Source organism: Carboxylicivirga marina (assembly GCF_016612505.1).
In the GTDB taxonomy this organism is placed as follows: Bacteria; Bacteroidota; Bacteroidia; order Bacteroidales; family Marinilabiliaceae; genus Carboxylicivirga; species Carboxylicivirga marina.
Map to the genome: position 1 here is coordinate 169,084 of NZ_JAENRR010000001.1, position 17,270 is coordinate 186,353.

Annotated in this window: 15 protein-coding genes; 2 read left to right on the top strand and 13 right to left on the bottom strand. The window is 36.8% G+C overall.

Annotated features, from left to right (window positions below; genetic code table 11):
- Window positions 1-12 precede the first annotated feature (12 nt).
- Window positions 13-657: a Crp/Fnr family transcriptional regulator gene (locus JIV24_RS00660; RefSeq protein ID WP_200463059.1), complete on the top strand. Its 645-nt coding sequence runs from the start codon at window positions 13-15 to the stop codon at window positions 655-657.
- 262 nt (window positions 658-919) lie between these two features.
- Here the strand turns inward: JIV24_RS00660 and JIV24_RS00665 are convergent, their stop codons facing one another.
- Entirely contained in the window at window positions 920-1,696 is a 777-nt protein-coding gene (locus JIV24_RS00665; RefSeq protein WP_200463060.1) for an SDR family NAD(P)-dependent oxidoreductase, read from the bottom strand.
- A 160-nt stretch (window positions 1,697-1,856) separates the two neighbouring features.
- Here JIV24_RS00665 and JIV24_RS00670 point away from each other — a divergent pair, with 160 nt between their 5' ends.
- Window positions 1,857-2,582: an SOS response-associated peptidase gene (locus JIV24_RS00670; protein WP_200463061.1), complete on the top strand. Its 726-nt coding sequence runs from the start codon at window positions 1,857-1,859 to the stop codon at window positions 2,580-2,582.
- Here JIV24_RS00670 and JIV24_RS00675 read toward each other — a convergent pair.
- From JIV24_RS00675 to JIV24_RS00730, 12 genes are all read right to left on the bottom strand, one after another.
- A complete protein-coding gene (locus JIV24_RS00675) occupies window positions 2,579-2,923 on the bottom strand; it encodes a TM2 domain-containing protein (RefSeq protein WP_200463062.1) in 345 nt (114 codons plus the stop codon). The two genes, JIV24_RS00670 and JIV24_RS00675, sit on opposite strands and share 4 nt — an antisense overlap.
- Window positions 2,924-2,933: 10 nt before the next feature.
- Window positions 2,934-3,233: a DUF2752 domain-containing protein gene (locus JIV24_RS22715; RefSeq protein ID WP_289047633.1), complete on the bottom strand. Its 300-nt coding sequence runs from the start codon at window positions 3,231-3,233 to the stop codon at window positions 2,934-2,936.
- Window positions 3,234-3,373: 140 nt separating this feature from the next.
- A complete protein-coding gene (locus JIV24_RS00685; protein WP_200463063.1) occupies window positions 3,374-4,732 on the bottom strand; it encodes a peptidylprolyl isomerase in 1,359 nt (452 codons plus the stop codon).
- A 266-nt stretch (window positions 4,733-4,998) separates the two neighbouring features.
- On the bottom strand, window positions 4,999-5,859 hold the full coding sequence (locus JIV24_RS00690; protein ID WP_200463064.1) for a hypothetical protein: 861 nt from the start codon (window positions 5,857-5,859) through the stop codon (window positions 4,999-5,001).
- 40 nt (window positions 5,860-5,899) lie between these two features.
- Complete coding sequence (locus tag JIV24_RS00695; protein WP_200463065.1) at window positions 5,900-7,810, bottom strand: peptidylprolyl isomerase; 1,911 nt, start codon at window positions 7,808-7,810, stop codon at window positions 5,900-5,902.
- Window positions 7,811-8,009: 199 nt separating this feature from the next.
- Window positions 8,010-9,272 carry a peroxiredoxin family protein gene (locus JIV24_RS00700; RefSeq protein WP_200463066.1) on the bottom strand — a complete coding sequence of 421 codons (1,263 nt, stop codon included), beginning with the start codon at window positions 9,270-9,272 and terminating at the stop codon, window positions 8,010-8,012.
- Window positions 9,273-9,409: 137 nt separating this feature from the next.
- Complete coding sequence (locus JIV24_RS00705; RefSeq protein WP_200463067.1) at window positions 9,410-10,597, bottom strand: TlpA disulfide reductase family protein; 1,188 nt, start codon at window positions 10,595-10,597, stop codon at window positions 9,410-9,412.
- 37 nt (window positions 10,598-10,634) lie between these two features.
- Window positions 10,635-11,798, bottom strand: a complete 1,164-nt coding sequence (locus JIV24_RS00710; protein WP_200463068.1) for an aspartyl protease family protein — start codon at window positions 11,796-11,798, stop codon at window positions 10,635-10,637.
- Between the two features lie 39 nt (window positions 11,799-11,837).
- A complete protein-coding gene (locus JIV24_RS00715; RefSeq protein WP_200463069.1) occupies window positions 11,838-13,205 on the bottom strand; it encodes a TlpA family protein disulfide reductase in 1,368 nt (455 codons plus the stop codon).
- A gap of 29 nt (window positions 13,206-13,234) precedes the next feature.
- On the bottom strand, window positions 13,235-14,776 hold the full coding sequence (locus JIV24_RS00720; RefSeq protein ID WP_200463070.1) for a PKD-like family lipoprotein: 1,542 nt from the start codon (window positions 14,774-14,776) through the stop codon (window positions 13,235-13,237).
- A 104-nt stretch (window positions 14,777-14,880) separates the two neighbouring features.
- A complete protein-coding gene (locus tag JIV24_RS00725) occupies window positions 14,881-15,690 on the bottom strand; it encodes a DUF4843 domain-containing protein (protein WP_200463071.1) in 810 nt (269 codons plus the stop codon).
- Between the two features lie 133 nt (window positions 15,691-15,823).
- A complete protein-coding gene (locus JIV24_RS00730) occupies window positions 15,824-17,263 on the bottom strand; it encodes a RagB/SusD family nutrient uptake outer membrane protein (RefSeq protein WP_200463072.1) in 1,440 nt (479 codons plus the stop codon).
- Window positions 17,264-17,270 lie beyond the last annotated feature (7 nt).

The window sequence follows — 17,270 nt, forward strand, 5'->3', positions numbered from 1 at the left end:
AAATGAAGGGCAATGGAAAGAGTGATGGAAGAAAGCAGTCAGTTATTCACTTCATTTGACAAGTGTTCAATGTTTCAGACTGGCGAAGTAGTTTATAATGTGAATAGTAGAGCTAAGACAGCCTATCTTGTCAAGAAAGGAATGGTTAAGCTTTATAGCATTGGAGCTAAAGGCAATAAGCAGATAGTACGCATGGTACGTGAGGGTGAAATTGTAGGTTATTATTCTCAATTTACCAATGAACCTGAAGTTACAGGATGCGAATGCATGGTCAATTCAGTACTTTGTGAATTATCAGACAACAGCCTTGAACAAGCTTTTAAAACTGATAGTAATCTAGCATTTTCAATGCTTCAGAAGGCATGTACAGAAATGAAAGAAGCTTGTACTTCAATTATTGACATGAGTCAAAAAACGGTGCGAGGTAGGGCTGCAAATATATTGGTTAAACAAATGGAGCTGTTTGAAATCAATGAAGGACATGAATTTCCGATTCGTATTTCACGAACTGATATGGCGAATTGGATCGGCACATCAAAAGAATCAGTAAGTCGTTCATTAAATGATTTTATGCGCGAAAAGCTGATTGATATGAACAAAGATACCATCCGAATAATTAACCTAAAAGGACTTAAAAGAGTTAGCATTGTTAGCTAAATCTAATACTCCAAAAGCATGAAAACCTTTTATTTGGATTACAAAATAGCAAAAGATGGTACTCGAACCATACACAGGGTAGCTTGCCACCTGATGCCCAAAATTGATTATTGTCTTTTATTGGGTGAATTTCATTCTACCGACAGCCTTTACAATTATGCCATTGGCCAGTTTCCGCAATGGCTAATAAGTAAATGTAGCTGCTGCCATTAAAATATTAAGAAAATCCGCCTTTAGAGCGGATTTTTTATTTTTATTTGAATTATACGGTTTGCATCTTACGCATCTGACTCAAAATCATCTTTTTGGGCATAAATGGAAGCATCGCCATCATTACCTTCTGCGAAAAGGTTAAGCCAGAAATGACATCAAGCTTACCTTTTAGCATACCGTCATAACCATCTTGTGCTACACCACTGGAACTAACAGCAGTTTTAAACATTTCGGTTTTATCCATGCCTGAGCGCGCTCCAAATTCAGTTTCCGTTGCGCCGGGCATCAGATTTGTTACTGTAACTTTACTCGCATGTAACTCCTCTGAAATGGCGTTACTTAAGAAAGTAACAAAGGCCTTTGTAGCAAAATATACAGCCTGCAATGGCCCTGGCATAAAACTCGCTGTTGATGACACATTCATAATCCTTCCTCTATCGCGAGCAACCATATCGGGCAAAACCAAACGTGTTAAAGCTGTTAAGGTAGTCACATTCAAATTTATCATATTTATCTGAAGAGCGAGTTCCTGCTCTTGAAATTGCCCTAATCCTCCGAAGCCAGCATTATTTATCAAATACTCAATTTCAATACCAGCATGCTTCACTTCATCATATAATTCTTGTGCAGCAGTCAATTGGGTTAAATCTTTAGCAATAACCTTTACTTGCACACCATATTGCCCTTCAAGTTCAGTTTTTAAGGCTTCCAGCTTGTCTTTACTTCTGGCCACAATGATTAAATCACCTCCCCTGGCAGCATGTATTTTGGCCAATTCTTTACCAATTCCTGTTGAGGCTCCTGTTATTAGTGCGGTTGCTTTCATATTTATAGTTTTATCGTTTGTACAAAACTAATGTGGATAAATTCTTATAGTGTATACTTATCACAGTTCATTGTATACATTTTACTTTCGTCAATTATACAACTATCAAAATCAACAATTAATACACTCAAACTGTTTGATTCATATAATTATTAAACAGATGTGTTATACGGCAAAATATCTGATTGAGAAAGCCCTTAAAAGAGCAAAGCATTATGGTGTTAGTGAAGATATTGTTCGTTACACTGAAGAATTGAAGCGCTTCAAAGACCACGAGCGGGTTTCTGGCTTCACTCATCCGGAGATTATCATCTATACAAATCAGGCACCTTATCATCCGATTTTATCGCATTGGGGTTTAATACCTCATTGGGCAAAAAATGAATTTCAAGCAAAAAACATCTGGAATAAAACCTTAAATGCCCGGGGAGAAACGATATTTGAAAAACCTGCTTTTAAAAATTCCGCCAAAGAGAAGCGTTGCCTTATACCAGTAGCAGGCTTTTATGAATTTCATCACACTAATAAAAAGACGATTCCGTATTATGTAAAATCCAATGATGAACAACCACTTATGCTGGCAGGACTCTGGAGTGAATGGACGAATATTGATACAGGAGAACTTATGAACACCTGCAGTATTGTAACAACAAGTGCTAATCAGTTAATGAAGAAAATTCACAATAATCCCAAGTTAAATGAATCAAGAATGCCAGTAATCTTAGACCAGTCGGAGGAAGATGAATGGTTGATGGCACGTTCAAAAGACAACTTACAGCACCTTATAAAGCCATATCCAGACAAACTAATAAGCGCTAAACCATATGTCGATAATTCAAAAAAAGCCCCGGAAACCGGAGCTTTACCGTTTTTATTTGATGACTAGCTTATTAATAATTTAATTTCGCGAGCAACCTGTTGATTGTGTTCAAATGCCAGATTTTTATGATTCACTAAATCAACAATGGTACCAATAAAACACAAACCTGCAGTAAAGAAATATAGAATACCCATTCCAATATGATTAATAAAAAAACGCTGAATTCCTGCAAATCCAAAAAAACCTAATAAAGAAGTAAGCAATATGGTTTGAGGATCTTTTCTGCGACCACGATAAATAAGAATAAAGTTTTGCGCCTGTTCTTCATTCATATCTTTTAACAGCGAATCGAGAAAGATAGCTTCTTCGCCTTCAACTTCTGGTAATAAGGTGTAAATCTTGTTCATAGCATGTAATTTATGTTGTAAAGTTTATGTCTTTTCTAAGTATTTTAAAAGATCTGTATAGCAAAACCACAACGGCAATTGGTGCCAGTGGATGAGCTTGCCAGGCATCCAATAATCGTCCGTGAAACAGATAGGTAATACTATGACCTAAGCCACAACCAGGACAAAAATTAAAACCCAGATTTTTAAAAATACAAAGTGTGTAATGCGTAGCTTCATCAGGTGAGGATAGCGCTAGTGAAACAAGGGCGATTAACCAAAAATAAGCTTCTAAATGGGAGTTCTTGTACTTATAGGTCACTCGTTTCACACCTCACATAATTGCAATATTTCAAATGTAGTAAATTTTATAACTTGATAATAGATGAATGGCTATTTTTTAACGTTTCCAAATAACAAAAAGCTCCGATATGAAACATACCGGAGCTCTATTATAACTTATTATCTTCTTTACTCTTTCACCCAGTTATCATACTTAAACTCGCAGTTAACCCAACTTTTATCTATTGTAATATAGGTGTCTGCCTGCTTTTCTTTAATCCACTTATCCAAAGTCTCCTGTTGCAAACTATTTTCAAGCATAGTACGTAACAACTGATAATCCTCTTTGCGATTAGCCTTATGAGGAGGTGATTTGCGCTTAAGTTTAATGATACGATATGTTTCTTTTCCTTTGCGCTCGTCTAACATATAAAATGAAGGTGAAATATCATTCTCTTTCATGCCCTGCAACTGCTTATTAATTTCAACAGGTATTTGTGCAATTTCAAATTTAGCCGTTCCACTTTGCGGATTAACCATTTGACCACCACTTGTACGCGAATCTTTGTCCATCGAAAAACGCAATGCTGCCTCTTCAAACGACATGGTTTCATCAGTAATTAAACCACGAATTGTATCCAGACTGGCTTGTGCTTTTTTCTTTGCCTCTTCATTCACCTTTGGTTTCATCAAAATGTGTCTACAATTAATTCGGTCACCTTTACGATCAATCAACTGAATGATGTGAAAACCAAACTCTGTTTCAACAATTTTTGACACCTTCTTTTTGTCCTGCATGTTAAACGCCACACTAGCAAATTCAGGTACCAGACCCGAACGTGGCATCCAGCCGAGCTCACCACCTCGTGTGGCCGAACCTTTATCCTCTGAGTATAAAACAGCTAAAGTCGCAAAATCACGTCCTTCACTCACCTGCTTTTGAAAGTCACGTAGTTGTGATTTTACCCTGTCAATTTCTTTCTGCTCTACTCGTGGATGCAAAACTATTTGCTGCAACTCATACTGCGTTGGCACCATTGGCAAACTGTCCTTTGGTAAATTACGGTAGTAGGCTCCAATATCAGCCGGTGTTACATTAATATCCTTGGTAATTTCTTGCTGCATGCGCTGCGTTAGCATTTGTGTGCGCACCATTTGCATTTGGTCGCGTTTAATCTGCAACAATGACTTATTAAAATATTCTTCTGTTTTCTCTTTAGACCCGATTTGCTGAATAAAGTAGTTAATGCGCTGGTCAACCTGGTTCACCACTTCGTTCTCTCCTACTTCAACACTATCTAACTCAGCCTGGTTTAACAAGAGCTTACTAATCAATGCCTGTTCAAATAGGTGACATTTTAAATCACCAGAAAAGTTAGCCCCTTCTACTAAAGCTTGCTCGTACTGATGTTCTATATCGGATTTAAGAATGGCATTATCTCCAACTACAGCAATAACTTCATCAATAACGTTATTTTGAGCCAGTAGTGTGTTAAAAGAAATGAATATTAAAAGTAGTAATGTACTTATCCTTATGAATTTCTTCATGTCCAGTATTTTCTTAATCTTAATCATTAATTCTTTAAAGATGCATTGCCAGGTATTATCTCTCCAATAATATTGCATCTCAATAAGGCAACTGCAAACCTACATAAATTTTTGCTGCTATTGTTAATAGTTAATAAGTTTTTAGCAACTGAAAGACTTCCTAATAACTTGTCTTTTCCACATCACAATTTCACATCAATTTTAATTTGCATTGACTTTGTTATGAATAACAATAACCAACATACATCCCAATCGATTCTAATGTTTTAGAAAAAAGTGATGTTTTTGTTTTTGAGCGCTTCATCATACAAATCAACCTCAAGTTGTTTTATGAATTCCAATCGCTTTTTATTGAGAAGAATAGCTTTTATTTTGGACTCAACAAATTCAAGTGGAGCCACTTCTGAGCCTAGCTTATATTCTTTAATCGATAAAAAATATTGATTGACAGAATCGGTTGTGTGATGGTATTTATTATTCCTGATAAAGCGCTCCGTTTGGTTAATACCTTCGGGTAAATGCTTATTAATCTCATCAAACGTAAGCCAATGATCAAGAAACACTTCATATTTCTTAGCATTCTGAAAGCAATAAGCTTCTAATTTAACGATATCTTCAGCCTCATCTGAGCGATATAAGTCTTTAAGATTATTGATATTAGGTGCCGATTGAGGCACAATTACAAACACACCTTTTATGATAGGTTCGGCCAACTTGAAATTATCCACCATATCGGTGTAATACTTTTTTATTTCAGAACCTGTGATTAGCGGACTGTACTTCTGCTCAAGTAATTTTTGTTGATATTGATGAATCAAAAGAGAGCGACGATACTCTTCCAGCATCTGCTCCACATCTTTTTCATCTGGCGTTAAGTTTAATTCGGCCTTGCTTAATAACAATTCAGAGCGAATCCAACGATTGATATAATCTTGCGCAAAAATGGCACTATCTTCTTTAGACAGACTATTGGGTACCGCCTGATAAACCTTACCTTTTGTTAAAAAGGATTCATTGATTTTAACCAAAGGCTCATCATTAACCGAGTTATTAACTGAGTTACAAGCGCTGAAAACAAAAATTGTAAGGCTCATAATAACTGAGCCTATTCGATTCTTTTGCGACATTAGCTGATAAAAATTTAAGCTTATTGAGGCTAAAAGTATACTATTGCTTATTAAAAACAAAAGCGTTCACCTTTGGGTCGTATTTTTCTTTTAGCGATTCGATCCATTTCTGCTCTAGTTCTTCTTGATAATCAGAAATAACACGTCCACGAACCTCATCTAATGTCTGTATACTTTCTTCAACCAACTTGCCTTCTGTTAACAAATACGGATAATTCGTATCAATAACTGTTTTTTTATCTTTCCATTGCTTCACATCTAATTGTGCCTCTTCCCCTTTAAAAAACCGTCCCTCTTTTTCCATTATTTGGTCGCTCAATTCACTCTCCAATGAATCTAAATTCAACGATTCATCTTTCTTAAGCAACTTCTTTAATTGCTTATAGGCGGTCTTGTTTTTACAATAAAACAAACGTCCATCGAAGTGCTCATCCAAAGTATATTCACTTTTGTGCTCACTGTAATATACCGCTAAACCAGTGCTATCATTCGATGCCCTGTTCCATATCTCTTTTTGACTGATTTCAAAAATCAATAACCCATCGTGATATTCATTCATCAAGAATTTAAAGTCAGGGTATTTATTTTCCAGATTTGATTTTTCATGTTCAATCAGTTTTTCTTCCACGTAGCCATTCCATACCTGAGCGAAGTTCGCAGCAGTAAATCCACCTGATGGTAAATTAAACTTAAAAGCTTCGTGAGCAAACTCCGTTGAATGAATACTCTGCCCATTAAAAGATGCAGGAGTTAACTGCGCTTCTTCCAATTGTTTAACAAAGTCAGCCTTCTCACCTTTACTGGCTTTCACAACCAAAGCTTGCAGTGAAGCTAAATCACTTGCATTAATCGTAAAATTATATTCTTTCTTAAGGCGTTCAACTGTTGCTTTTTTGCCAGCAAATGCGCGTTCATCACGTTTTATCTTTTGCAAAATTTCTTCGCGACACTCATCAAGAGGTTTTATCGGTCGAACATCCAAGCGCTTGATAATATGCCATCCGAATTGGGTTTTTACAGGTTTTGAAACCTGCCCGTTTTCACTTAAAGAAAAAGCAGCATCGCTAAATTCAGGCACCATTCTTCCGGTTCCAAACCACGGTAGTTTTCCATTATTGGCCACCGTTTGCTTATCATCGGAGAATTGGGCAACCATCGCATTGAATGATTCACCATTCTGCAATTTATTATAGATCGAATCAATCGCAATTTTTGATTGATTCTGTATCTGCCCATTAGATTGGTAAGGAAAGGCTTTCATGATATGAGCCACTAATACCTCACCCTTGTTTTTGCGCTTATCATTTACTTTTATTAAGTGATAACCAAAAGCCGTTCGTGTTATTTCCGATACTTCTCCAACTGGTGTATTATAAGCGGCCTTTTCGAAAGGATAAACCATCATAAAGGCACCAAAGTAACCCAAATGACCTTTATTTGGAGCCGATGGTCCTTCTGACAACTCTACTGCCAGCTGGTCAAAATCACCTCCTTTTTCAAGTTGCTTTTTGATGTTTAAAATCTTTTTATACGCTTTTAAAGTATCCTCTGGGGTAGGCGATTTACTCAATTTTACCAATATATGTGAAGCATCAACCTCATAAAGCATATGTTCATAAGCTTCTTTTACCACTTCATCAGTCGCTTTCTTATCGGTGAGATAAGGCTTGGCTAATTCGTTACGGTAATAATCTAATTCTTTTTGAAATGATGGTACAGTATCATAACCTTGCGCGATAGCTTCCTCAACTTTCAGCTTGTAATTGACAAACAGGTCGACATACTCATTTCGACTGACCGGCTCTTGTGTTAAAGAATTGTTTTTATCGTAGATATAGTTGAATTCGTCCAACGAATAAGTCTTCTCTCCTATCGTTAAAACAGTTTCTTCCTGAGCCATTGCGCCTAAACCTATAAGCGCGATAAATAATAAGCTAAATAAACGGTTCATTGTATTTTGCACTTTTTTAATTAATCTCGTTTTAAAGAACGCGTGTAAAAATAGATTATTATAGTTAGATGATAGAATATTATTCGCTTAGAAAATAAAAATCCCCGGCTGCGTGGGGAAGTTACAGCCGGGGATATAATGTTATGGCGATAAACCACAACTACCATTGTCTAGATAATTCTTTAATCGGATACTATTTTTATCCTTTCATTTTTTTCTTTAATACTTTCCTGACATCATCAGCAGATGGATCAATGGCCAGAATAATTCCCTTCTCATCAACCAGAAACTTACGGCCACCAACATTCGGAATACCATACTTTTCCCATACACGATGCTTTTTGTCTAACTCTACCAGATGCGACCACGAAAAATTATGCTTGTCTATCATATATGCTAAACCATCTGTATTCTTGTACTCTCCGGCAACTCCTACAATTGTAAAACCTGAATCCTTGAATTCATCATATACAGGTACCAGCGCACGGCTTTTTGCTATGCAAGGCCCACACCAGGTAGCCCACAGGTCAATAACTGCTATTTTTCCGGCTACTAAATCTGATATTTTGTGCTCATTACCGTCCATATCCGGTAAGGTAAAATCAATAAACTTAGCTCCCACTTTCACAGTTTCTTCACTGCCAAAAATATTAGCTAACTGCTCATTATACGGATGATTTGGAAATTCGTCCACTAATTTTCTGTAATGCTCTTTAACCAAATCCATATCCACATACTTCTGGCGATGCAAAACGTCCATATACAGCAAGTAATAGGATATTACAGTAGGATTGTCGCTAATGTATTCGTATTGCTTACGTATTTGCTCCTTTATTAATGCATGTTGTTTCTCTTGAATTTCTAGAGCTTCCGGTCCCAAATGCGCATTTGTTTTCTTAAGTTCTTCAAAGGCGGCAATCAATCTTTTTCGTTCTTCTTTTGATGGGCCACTGCGCATGGCCTGATCAATGATGTTCATTGTGTCAGTATAATAGTCCTTAGAGCGGTGAAGTTCTCTAATGCGAGCTCCAAAGGGTCTTAAACTTTGTTTATATTTTCCAAAAACTGAATCATTATAGAGTTTAAATTCTTTATTGATTCGACCTCCATCAGCGAAGCTTTTATTAAAATCACTACCCGTATACAATTGAATAGGAAGCTCTTTATCCTCTAAAATAAATTTGAAATAATCTCTGTTTCTCTTTTTGCCTGTTTTGGTGAGAATACTATAGACCTCTGGTTGTTCATAAGTAACCTGATGTGTAAACTTACCATCAACGAGAGGTATTTCAAGCCCTTGAAAACGGTAATCCTGATCAAGAGTAAACAAGACTACAGAAGTACAGGTCGAATCAAACACTTCTCCCTGTATGTCACACACTTTAATACTTTTTTGACAACCTACCAAACTTATTAATACCATTGTGAAACTTACAAATGGCAGTATTAATTTATTTTTCATATGATTATAATTTGCTTTCATTTGCCATATGGAACTCACCAAAATCAATCATACTCCTGTGTGAGAAGCTATTCTCATGACTCGTTTCATATTACAACTAATTAGTTAATTCTAAATATTCAAAAACAGCAACTCTTTTAATTGTTGTGTATTAACTCATCCAGTCTGATATAGAAATCCGCTGTCTCGCCTGAAAAACGTCCAACAATCTTACGGTCTCTGTCCAAAATTATTTTTGTTGGATAAGAGTATACCTGATACAGTTTGGTTAGATCATCATCACCCTTTTTATCATTGATTACATTCAACCACTTCAAGTCCTGCTCTGCTACAACCTTACGCCATTTCGACTCTTTATCTTTACAGGCAATGCCCACAAACTCTATATCCCCTTTATACTTGGCGTAGTACTTTTTCATTTTTGGAAAGCCCGTAATGCACCAACCACACCAGCTGCCCCAAAAATCAAGCACCACATATTGATGCTGTAAAGCGTTTAAGTTGAGTGAATCTCCTGATATGGATTTTAATGTAAAGTCAGGTGCTGTTTTACCTTCAACCAGGTCAATAACGGCATTTTTAGCTTCCATCTTCTCATCATAAGCCCGTTTCTTATGCTCCAAGATGCTTTTAAAAGCCCCGTCTCGGACATCGGCACTTAAGTGGTTATAGTATTTCACCACGGTATCAACACGCTGGTTAAACAAGTAATATGCAGCCAAATCTTTACCAGGGTTCTGTTTGATATAGTTCATTAAAGGCTCTGAAGGGGCTCTAAACAGACCTCTCCTTTTTTGTGTTAATTCATTTAATAATGAAAAACCACCTTTATGACGCATCACACTGTCCAGCTTTAAATCACACTGATGCAACTGTTTATATAAGTTCAAATAGCTATCACGCGAAACACTATAATCATGATTAAAAGCTTCTCCTCCTTCGGCTTTATAAGATAGTTGCCATTCTTCCAAACGACCACTCACCTCTATTTTTGACCCAGAGTTAACCAGAAATGTCATATAATATTGAGCAGGCCTCTTATTGACTCCTTTAGCATTCTTATAGACTTTCTGCTTGGGAAAAACATAAAACAACACAGGTTCCTCGGATTGCACATCATACGAGAACCTGTCATCCTTTGAAACAATCGTATCTAATATCACACTCTCCCGATCATAATAACTACTTACCGGTATTGCCTTGATATATAGGGTATCATTTCCTAAGCCTTCAATATTTGCCTCAATAGTCTTGCTTCCTAAACTGCAAGACAAGAGTGATAAGGCGACTATAGCAGATACTAAAGCTGTCTTTATTGTATTCATTTGTTTCAATTTAATTTCAATCATCCTGTTTGATGATTTATAAGATATCTTCAGGCACAAAGTTTAAACTTAATAGCTCTTCTCCTCGCCTGATTGAAAAAGATAAAGGTGAACCAACAGACGAAATCAATGACAAAAATTCGGGAACCGAATAGTCGGCACTCGGAATATCATCAATGCTTACAATGACATCGCCAGCCTGCATGCCTGCCTTAAAAGCTGCTCCATTCTCTTGTACATTCGACACAACGAATTCCATTTTGACGTTGGTCATAAAAGAAAAACCGGACGGGTCTATTACAATGGGCTCTTCAAGTGCATAATTGCTTATTGGCTCAAGGGTAACTGTTTTTGCTGGTCCGTTAAATGTAATGTTAAACTTTTCAAGCAGCTTATTACCAATCATACCCAAGTAATATGAACTGGCCTGAGGCAATTCTTTGGAGAATGACATAACGCGAACAGGCACATGATGAATGGCCAAACCTCCTAGCCGGATACTCTGTAAGCGGCCAGTTGTGGTTATAAAATCACCACCCGGACTTTTAACCCTACTGCTTATGCTCTTTTCAAAACACCTTGACAGCTGATACTTTTGTTCGGCATGTGGTAAAAATAGCATGGCTGCATCGGCACCGGTATCCATAAACATTTTACCACTTACTTGCTTTCCTTCACCTGCGTGAATGCTTACTTCTACACCTGGCACTCCGCCATAAAAGTCCAATGGTAAATTCAAGGCAGACGAATCAAATGGGATGCTGCCATCTCCAATAGTTATAACTTCTTTGACATTATCAATTGTCAATACCTTATTACGAAAAAAATTGGTTCCAATTACACCGGAATAAGCCATATGACCGGCACCAAAAGAATCTAATATAACAAAGTGTTCTTTCTCCAGCGCCTCGCCTCCCAGTTCCATCTTATCAACGCTTGTATAATAGCCGGTTTGCATACCTCCAAAAGATTTTATTGGTACTGACTTACCGAAAGTGAGACCAAGCCCATTGGCTAAATCTTTTGAGACCATGTTATAGCTTGCACCCGTATCAAATAAGAAGGTATGGTTTTTACCATCTTCCATTTTGACATATACAAACATATGAGCACCTTCTCTCCAAAAAGGTATCTCCATTTGTGCCTGCACACTAAGCAGTATACTTCCAAGTAAGAAGACAGATAAAAACAACTTTCTCATTTGATTCATATCATTTGCCATGAGACTACATATCAAAACTTAGTTTTTGCTCAAATACTCTTGTATCAATGCTTTTAATTCCGGATCAGACGGCCTTGGCGCATTGGCTTCCAGCACATGACCATTTTTATCAAAAAGCATAAATCTTGGAATACCCTTAATCTGAAAATCTTTACTCAGCTTATTGTTGCCATTTATATTGAGTTGTACACCACTCATGTTCTTCTCCTTGAGCATGGCTTTCCATTTAGCCTGGCTTTTATCAACCGAGATACTCACCACCTCAAAATCTTTACCCTTAAACTGCTCTTGAATCTTTTTAAGGTAAGGCAACTCAGCTTTGCATGGCCCACACCAGCTGGCCCATACATCTACTAACACCATTTTGCCTTTAAAATCAGATAGCGATACATTATTACCCTCCTGATCAGGATAAGTAAAGCTATACGGCTTTTTTGTTGTATTAGCCGTTTTCTTTTCCAGCTCTGCTAAAATCTTTTTCAATCGCTCACGCTGATTATCGGTATGCAGGTATGAGCCATACTGCTCGTTTAACTCAGTTAGTTTGGCCTGTGTTTTAAGGGCTTTTGCCTTGGCTAGTATTAACTCACCCCGTATTGTACTATCTGTGACCAATTCCAGATAGTTTTCCATCGTTACCCCCTTAGTAGATGCTCCTTCTTTGGCATTGAACTTTAAGTTATAGATGGCGTACATACTAATGTAATACTTGTACTCCGGGTTCATGAGTAAAAGTTCGCTATCAAATACACCTTTACTATTGCTAAATACCTTATAATATTCGGAATGGTCCTGCGCTCTTGGATGAAAGTCATGGGGTGCGAAAATATGGCTCAAAGCAAAAAGTTGAAGATCCCAGTTAACTGTTCGTTTCATCAAATCGTCAAAAGTAGCATTACCTGTCTTAACTTTTTTGGCAAACGTCTCTGCCAACGGACTGATACGTTCCAGCATGGGAAAGAAATCACGATAAGTTGACTCAACAGGCTTGGGTTTACGAGCCGTTCTGTCATATAAATCTTTGGATAGTACAAACCACTTATGGAGCGTGATATTTTCTTTATTGTTCTTGCCAAACAAGTGATAGCCTTCTTTGTCAATCACAAAATTAACACGACTATCTTTTTTGACATAGATGCGTGTATAATCATTTCTATATCCTACATAATAGAAACCCTCGCTCTGCGGTACGAAAAGAAAACCAAAATTACCTTTTGTGTCAATTGGTGTTTTTGAGATACTTTTCAGCTCTCCATTCTCCATTTGAAATAAGAAAATTGAACTGTAAGTATTCTTCTCGAATTTACCTTGTATGGTGCAAAACCTATTCTTTGCACCTGCTGTTATGGAGCAAAGTAATAATAATGCGATATAAATATTTTTCATCTGTATAATCTTTTTTAGAAAACCTGGTATTAGTTGGCAACATCCCATTCGGTGATATATGGTGACATGTAAAACATATCATGAACTTTACCCACACCTTGCATTATTTCGGGTTCACCTGTAGGTATACCAGCCAAAGTATCGTATAGATATATCTTATAGTTGACACCATCAAATGTTGCTACCACTAATTTATCAAACTGATTCTCTTCATCATCGTAGATATCATATTGATAATGCTCGATGAAAGTTATCTCTTCTCCTCCAGGCATAACTAACAACTCCTCTTCAGTATGATATTTGATATTAAACGAATACAAGGAAGAACCAATTGAAAAGTATAAGAACTGATAATCGCGGTTGACTCCATAACAATCGGCATTTGTTAACTGCAAATCAGGGGCTATACCATCTAATTGAAATAATGGATTTTTCAAACCTCCAAAAAAACCTAAGGCATTTAATTCCAGATGCCCCAACAACTGTTCACCTGTGGACTTACTTTTTAGTATTGCAATACCGGTTCCAGAACTATCAAAGCCCCTGGATTGTCGCCCTAAATATTGCAAATCGGCATCCAAATTACGGCATAATGGGTAGTTAATGGATGATAATCGTCCCTCTTCTTGAAATCCAACTAAATAGGAACTGGTTGGCCGTATCGTGCAAAAAGAACTGGTTGAAGTATTGTACACTAAAGGTGAGGCCATTTCATTAATTTGAATAAATTGGTTAGATAACCCAATATCTGTATTACTTAATTTGGCAGCACCAAATAAACCACTATTAGAGAACTGATTATCGATACTATAAGCCTGACCATCATTACCTAAGAACATACCTCTATAATTCGCTATAAAAAAATTAGGTGCCTGTCTTTCCGGCACTTTTTCAAAAAAGGAATTAGAAAAATCTCTTAAGATTTTAAGATCATCATAGCGTAAAATAAACATCTCTTCCTCACTCAAAGGAACCAATACCTTATTGCGTTTAGAAGAAGCATTCGTTTCCGGATCAATCCAATTATAATAAGGTGCATAGGAAATTTGAACGGGTTTACCTCTTAATGGACGCCCCCATACACCTGATATCATATTAGCACTCACTTTACCCTTATTGTTTAAGTCCAGTTCTGTATTACCTTTTTCTTCTTTCAGAATATACCAGCCTCTTGAACTTGCCGTCACTACACTAAGATCTGTGGTTTGATATTTACTTATCCCTGTTGACGACTGTGTGGCTTGAAAAACCAATTCATACTCACCAGGAGGCATTGTTATTTGGAATTCAATATCTTTCTCATAGCTGATGGTATCAAACCTCGTTACTTTGCCAGCGATCACTTTCTCATAATACATCCACATATACTGATACATTTCTTCCCCTTCACTCATTATCTCCGGGTTAATTTTTATGGTATCCTGAATACTTACAAGTGAATATTTTGCCTCAAAATCGCCAATCGAAAACTCATTAAGTTCAATTGTTTGAAATGTCGAATCATCTTTAGCACATGAAATAATAACTAAACTAATGATCAACACAATTATGGTATGGTATTTTACTTTCATAAACGTATTCTTTTTGGTTCTTTTTAACACCAGGTGCATTGCTGTTAGGATTATGCCACCCATGCTACATTATCGTAATATGAGTAACTAACTTAACTTGCTACTTATACTCCATTTGGAAAGGTTACTAATGCCCCTTCAATATCGCCATCTTTGGGCTCCTCTCGAAGCGGATTATCAGGGTTCGCTATATTATATTCATAAAGAGCAGTTTTCACCTTTGAGTTATAATAGTTAAGCAAACTGATATCTGCTTTAGTCATTTTGAAAAAATCATCATCAATCCTTAGACCTAGTATGTCGATAATAAACCGATGCTTAACAGGTCCGTATTCTCCAAATAAATATTTATCAGCAATGTCATCCCAACCATTAGGTTTAACAACAACATCTGAAATGATGATTGTTTTTTCCAAAACATCCTTTACCCCTTCTTCAAAATAATCATTAGGGGAAATCCTTAGTCTTAAACGGTAGGAATCTTTTACCAAGGATACATCTCGCAGCACAACAATTGGAAGGTTAGCACGGGCAGTGTTGGCTGATACTTTAAATGTAGTATGCTCAGAAAGTGGTATAAAATGAATACCGGATTCCGCCTGATCATTTCTTATATCGAAAAGGGAATCTATTTTATTACCAAGTTCATCATATGTATAAGTCCACTCTTCTTCGAAAACCTGAACCAAACTAACTGCTCTGTCATAGTCATATACATCTCCCATGGTTTGCACAGTCACCCATACGGTATCTGATGTGACCGTTTTAGGCTCGTAAACGAATGAATATCTAAAATCTTTTGCATCAACAAACTGAAGTCGATCAACACCTATATAGGTCATTAGCGCCTGGGGCTCACATGCACAGAAAATAACACCAATTACTAAGAATCTAATATATTTATTTAAGTTCATAAGTTTTATATTTTACTAGTTATACTTCGTCAAGCTTTCATTATTTGCATTTGACATTTTTCGCTTTTTCACGATCCAAATACCTTGTTATTGCTTTGAAAATAAGATATTCGGCTCACAGCTCTAGATTATACTAGTTTTCAATCATCCCTATTTCTCTAGCCGGCAATGGAACAACATAAGTTTCCTCCGTTGCTGGTGATCGATATAAGAATATACGATCTGCCATTAATCGCTTGTAGGCATAAAACATTTGCCCTTCACCATAAAACTCCTTTCGATATTCTTTGATTAGAATATCTTGTCGATCCTGCTCATTAATAAAATCATTAGCAATCAGGTTTCGAGAACCCGCATACTCCTTATACAAAGTACTACTCTCTGTTAATTCACTGCATTCTATCGCAATCAGGTACATTTCAGAAAGGCGCAGGAGAGGTATAATTTGCTTTTGAGTAGATGGTTGGTCTTCAGCAACATCTTCTTCCAGAAAGTATTTCATTATGGTGAAAGATTCATTACCGCGCGTATCCACTACCGTCTTCCAAAGGTATTCATAGCGAATATCAGTCAGGTTACGGTCAAACACATAGGAAATGATATAATCATGTTGCTTCAGTACACCGGTCAAAAACAAGCTCTCAACATTTGACTGTAGATCGTATGCACTTAAAGACCACAAATGTTCTTTACTTAATGTTCTATCATAGCGATCTAAATCATCTTTTGTGCCTAAATTATACTTATAGCTTCCATCAGGATTTTGTGCCTGAATAACATGCATTGCATACTCGTAGGCTTTTTGCTTGTTTTGCGTCCATAAGTAAAAGCGTGCCATAACCCCCTTTACAGCAAAATAATTCATCTTATACTTTCTATAGCCCTGATGCAGATTATTAATACCCTGTGATAAGGGATCATTTAAATCTTCAACAGAAAAATCGTGTATCGGATCCACTTGCGACAGCAATTGCTCTGCATTTTTAAAATCTTCTTCTATGTATTGAATATACTCCTGATAACTATGATAAGCATGCACATCTTTTGATATCGTCTTCACATATGGTAAGACCTTACCTTCTTTTATCAATGTTGGTACCGGTCCGAATAGTCGAAGTAATTCAAAATGACAAAAGGCTCTCAATGCCAAAGCTTCTCCCTTAACCATTTCATACATGCCCAGTGTAAAAACATCTTTATTCTCATCAATGTGCTCTAATATTGAATTAATATTAGCTATATTATTATACATCAGAGAAAACACCAGATCGGTAGAAGCCAATATCTGAGAACTATTATAATCGTATGTTAAGAAGGCATTCTCAGTGGTTGTTCCACCTAGGTCCCAATGTTGAGCCAGGTATTCTATCTCTTTCATTGTTAGTGTTTGCCCATATAGTTTTCTTGAGGTGAGATTAATGTATACACCTGTCATAGCATCTGTAAACCCGTTCTCCGATGCAAACATCTCCGAAACCGATGTTTGACTTCGTGGTTTAACATCCAACCAGTCGGAACAGGATGCGGCAACGACACTGAACAATGCGATGCTGTATATTATAAGCTTATTCATTACTTTA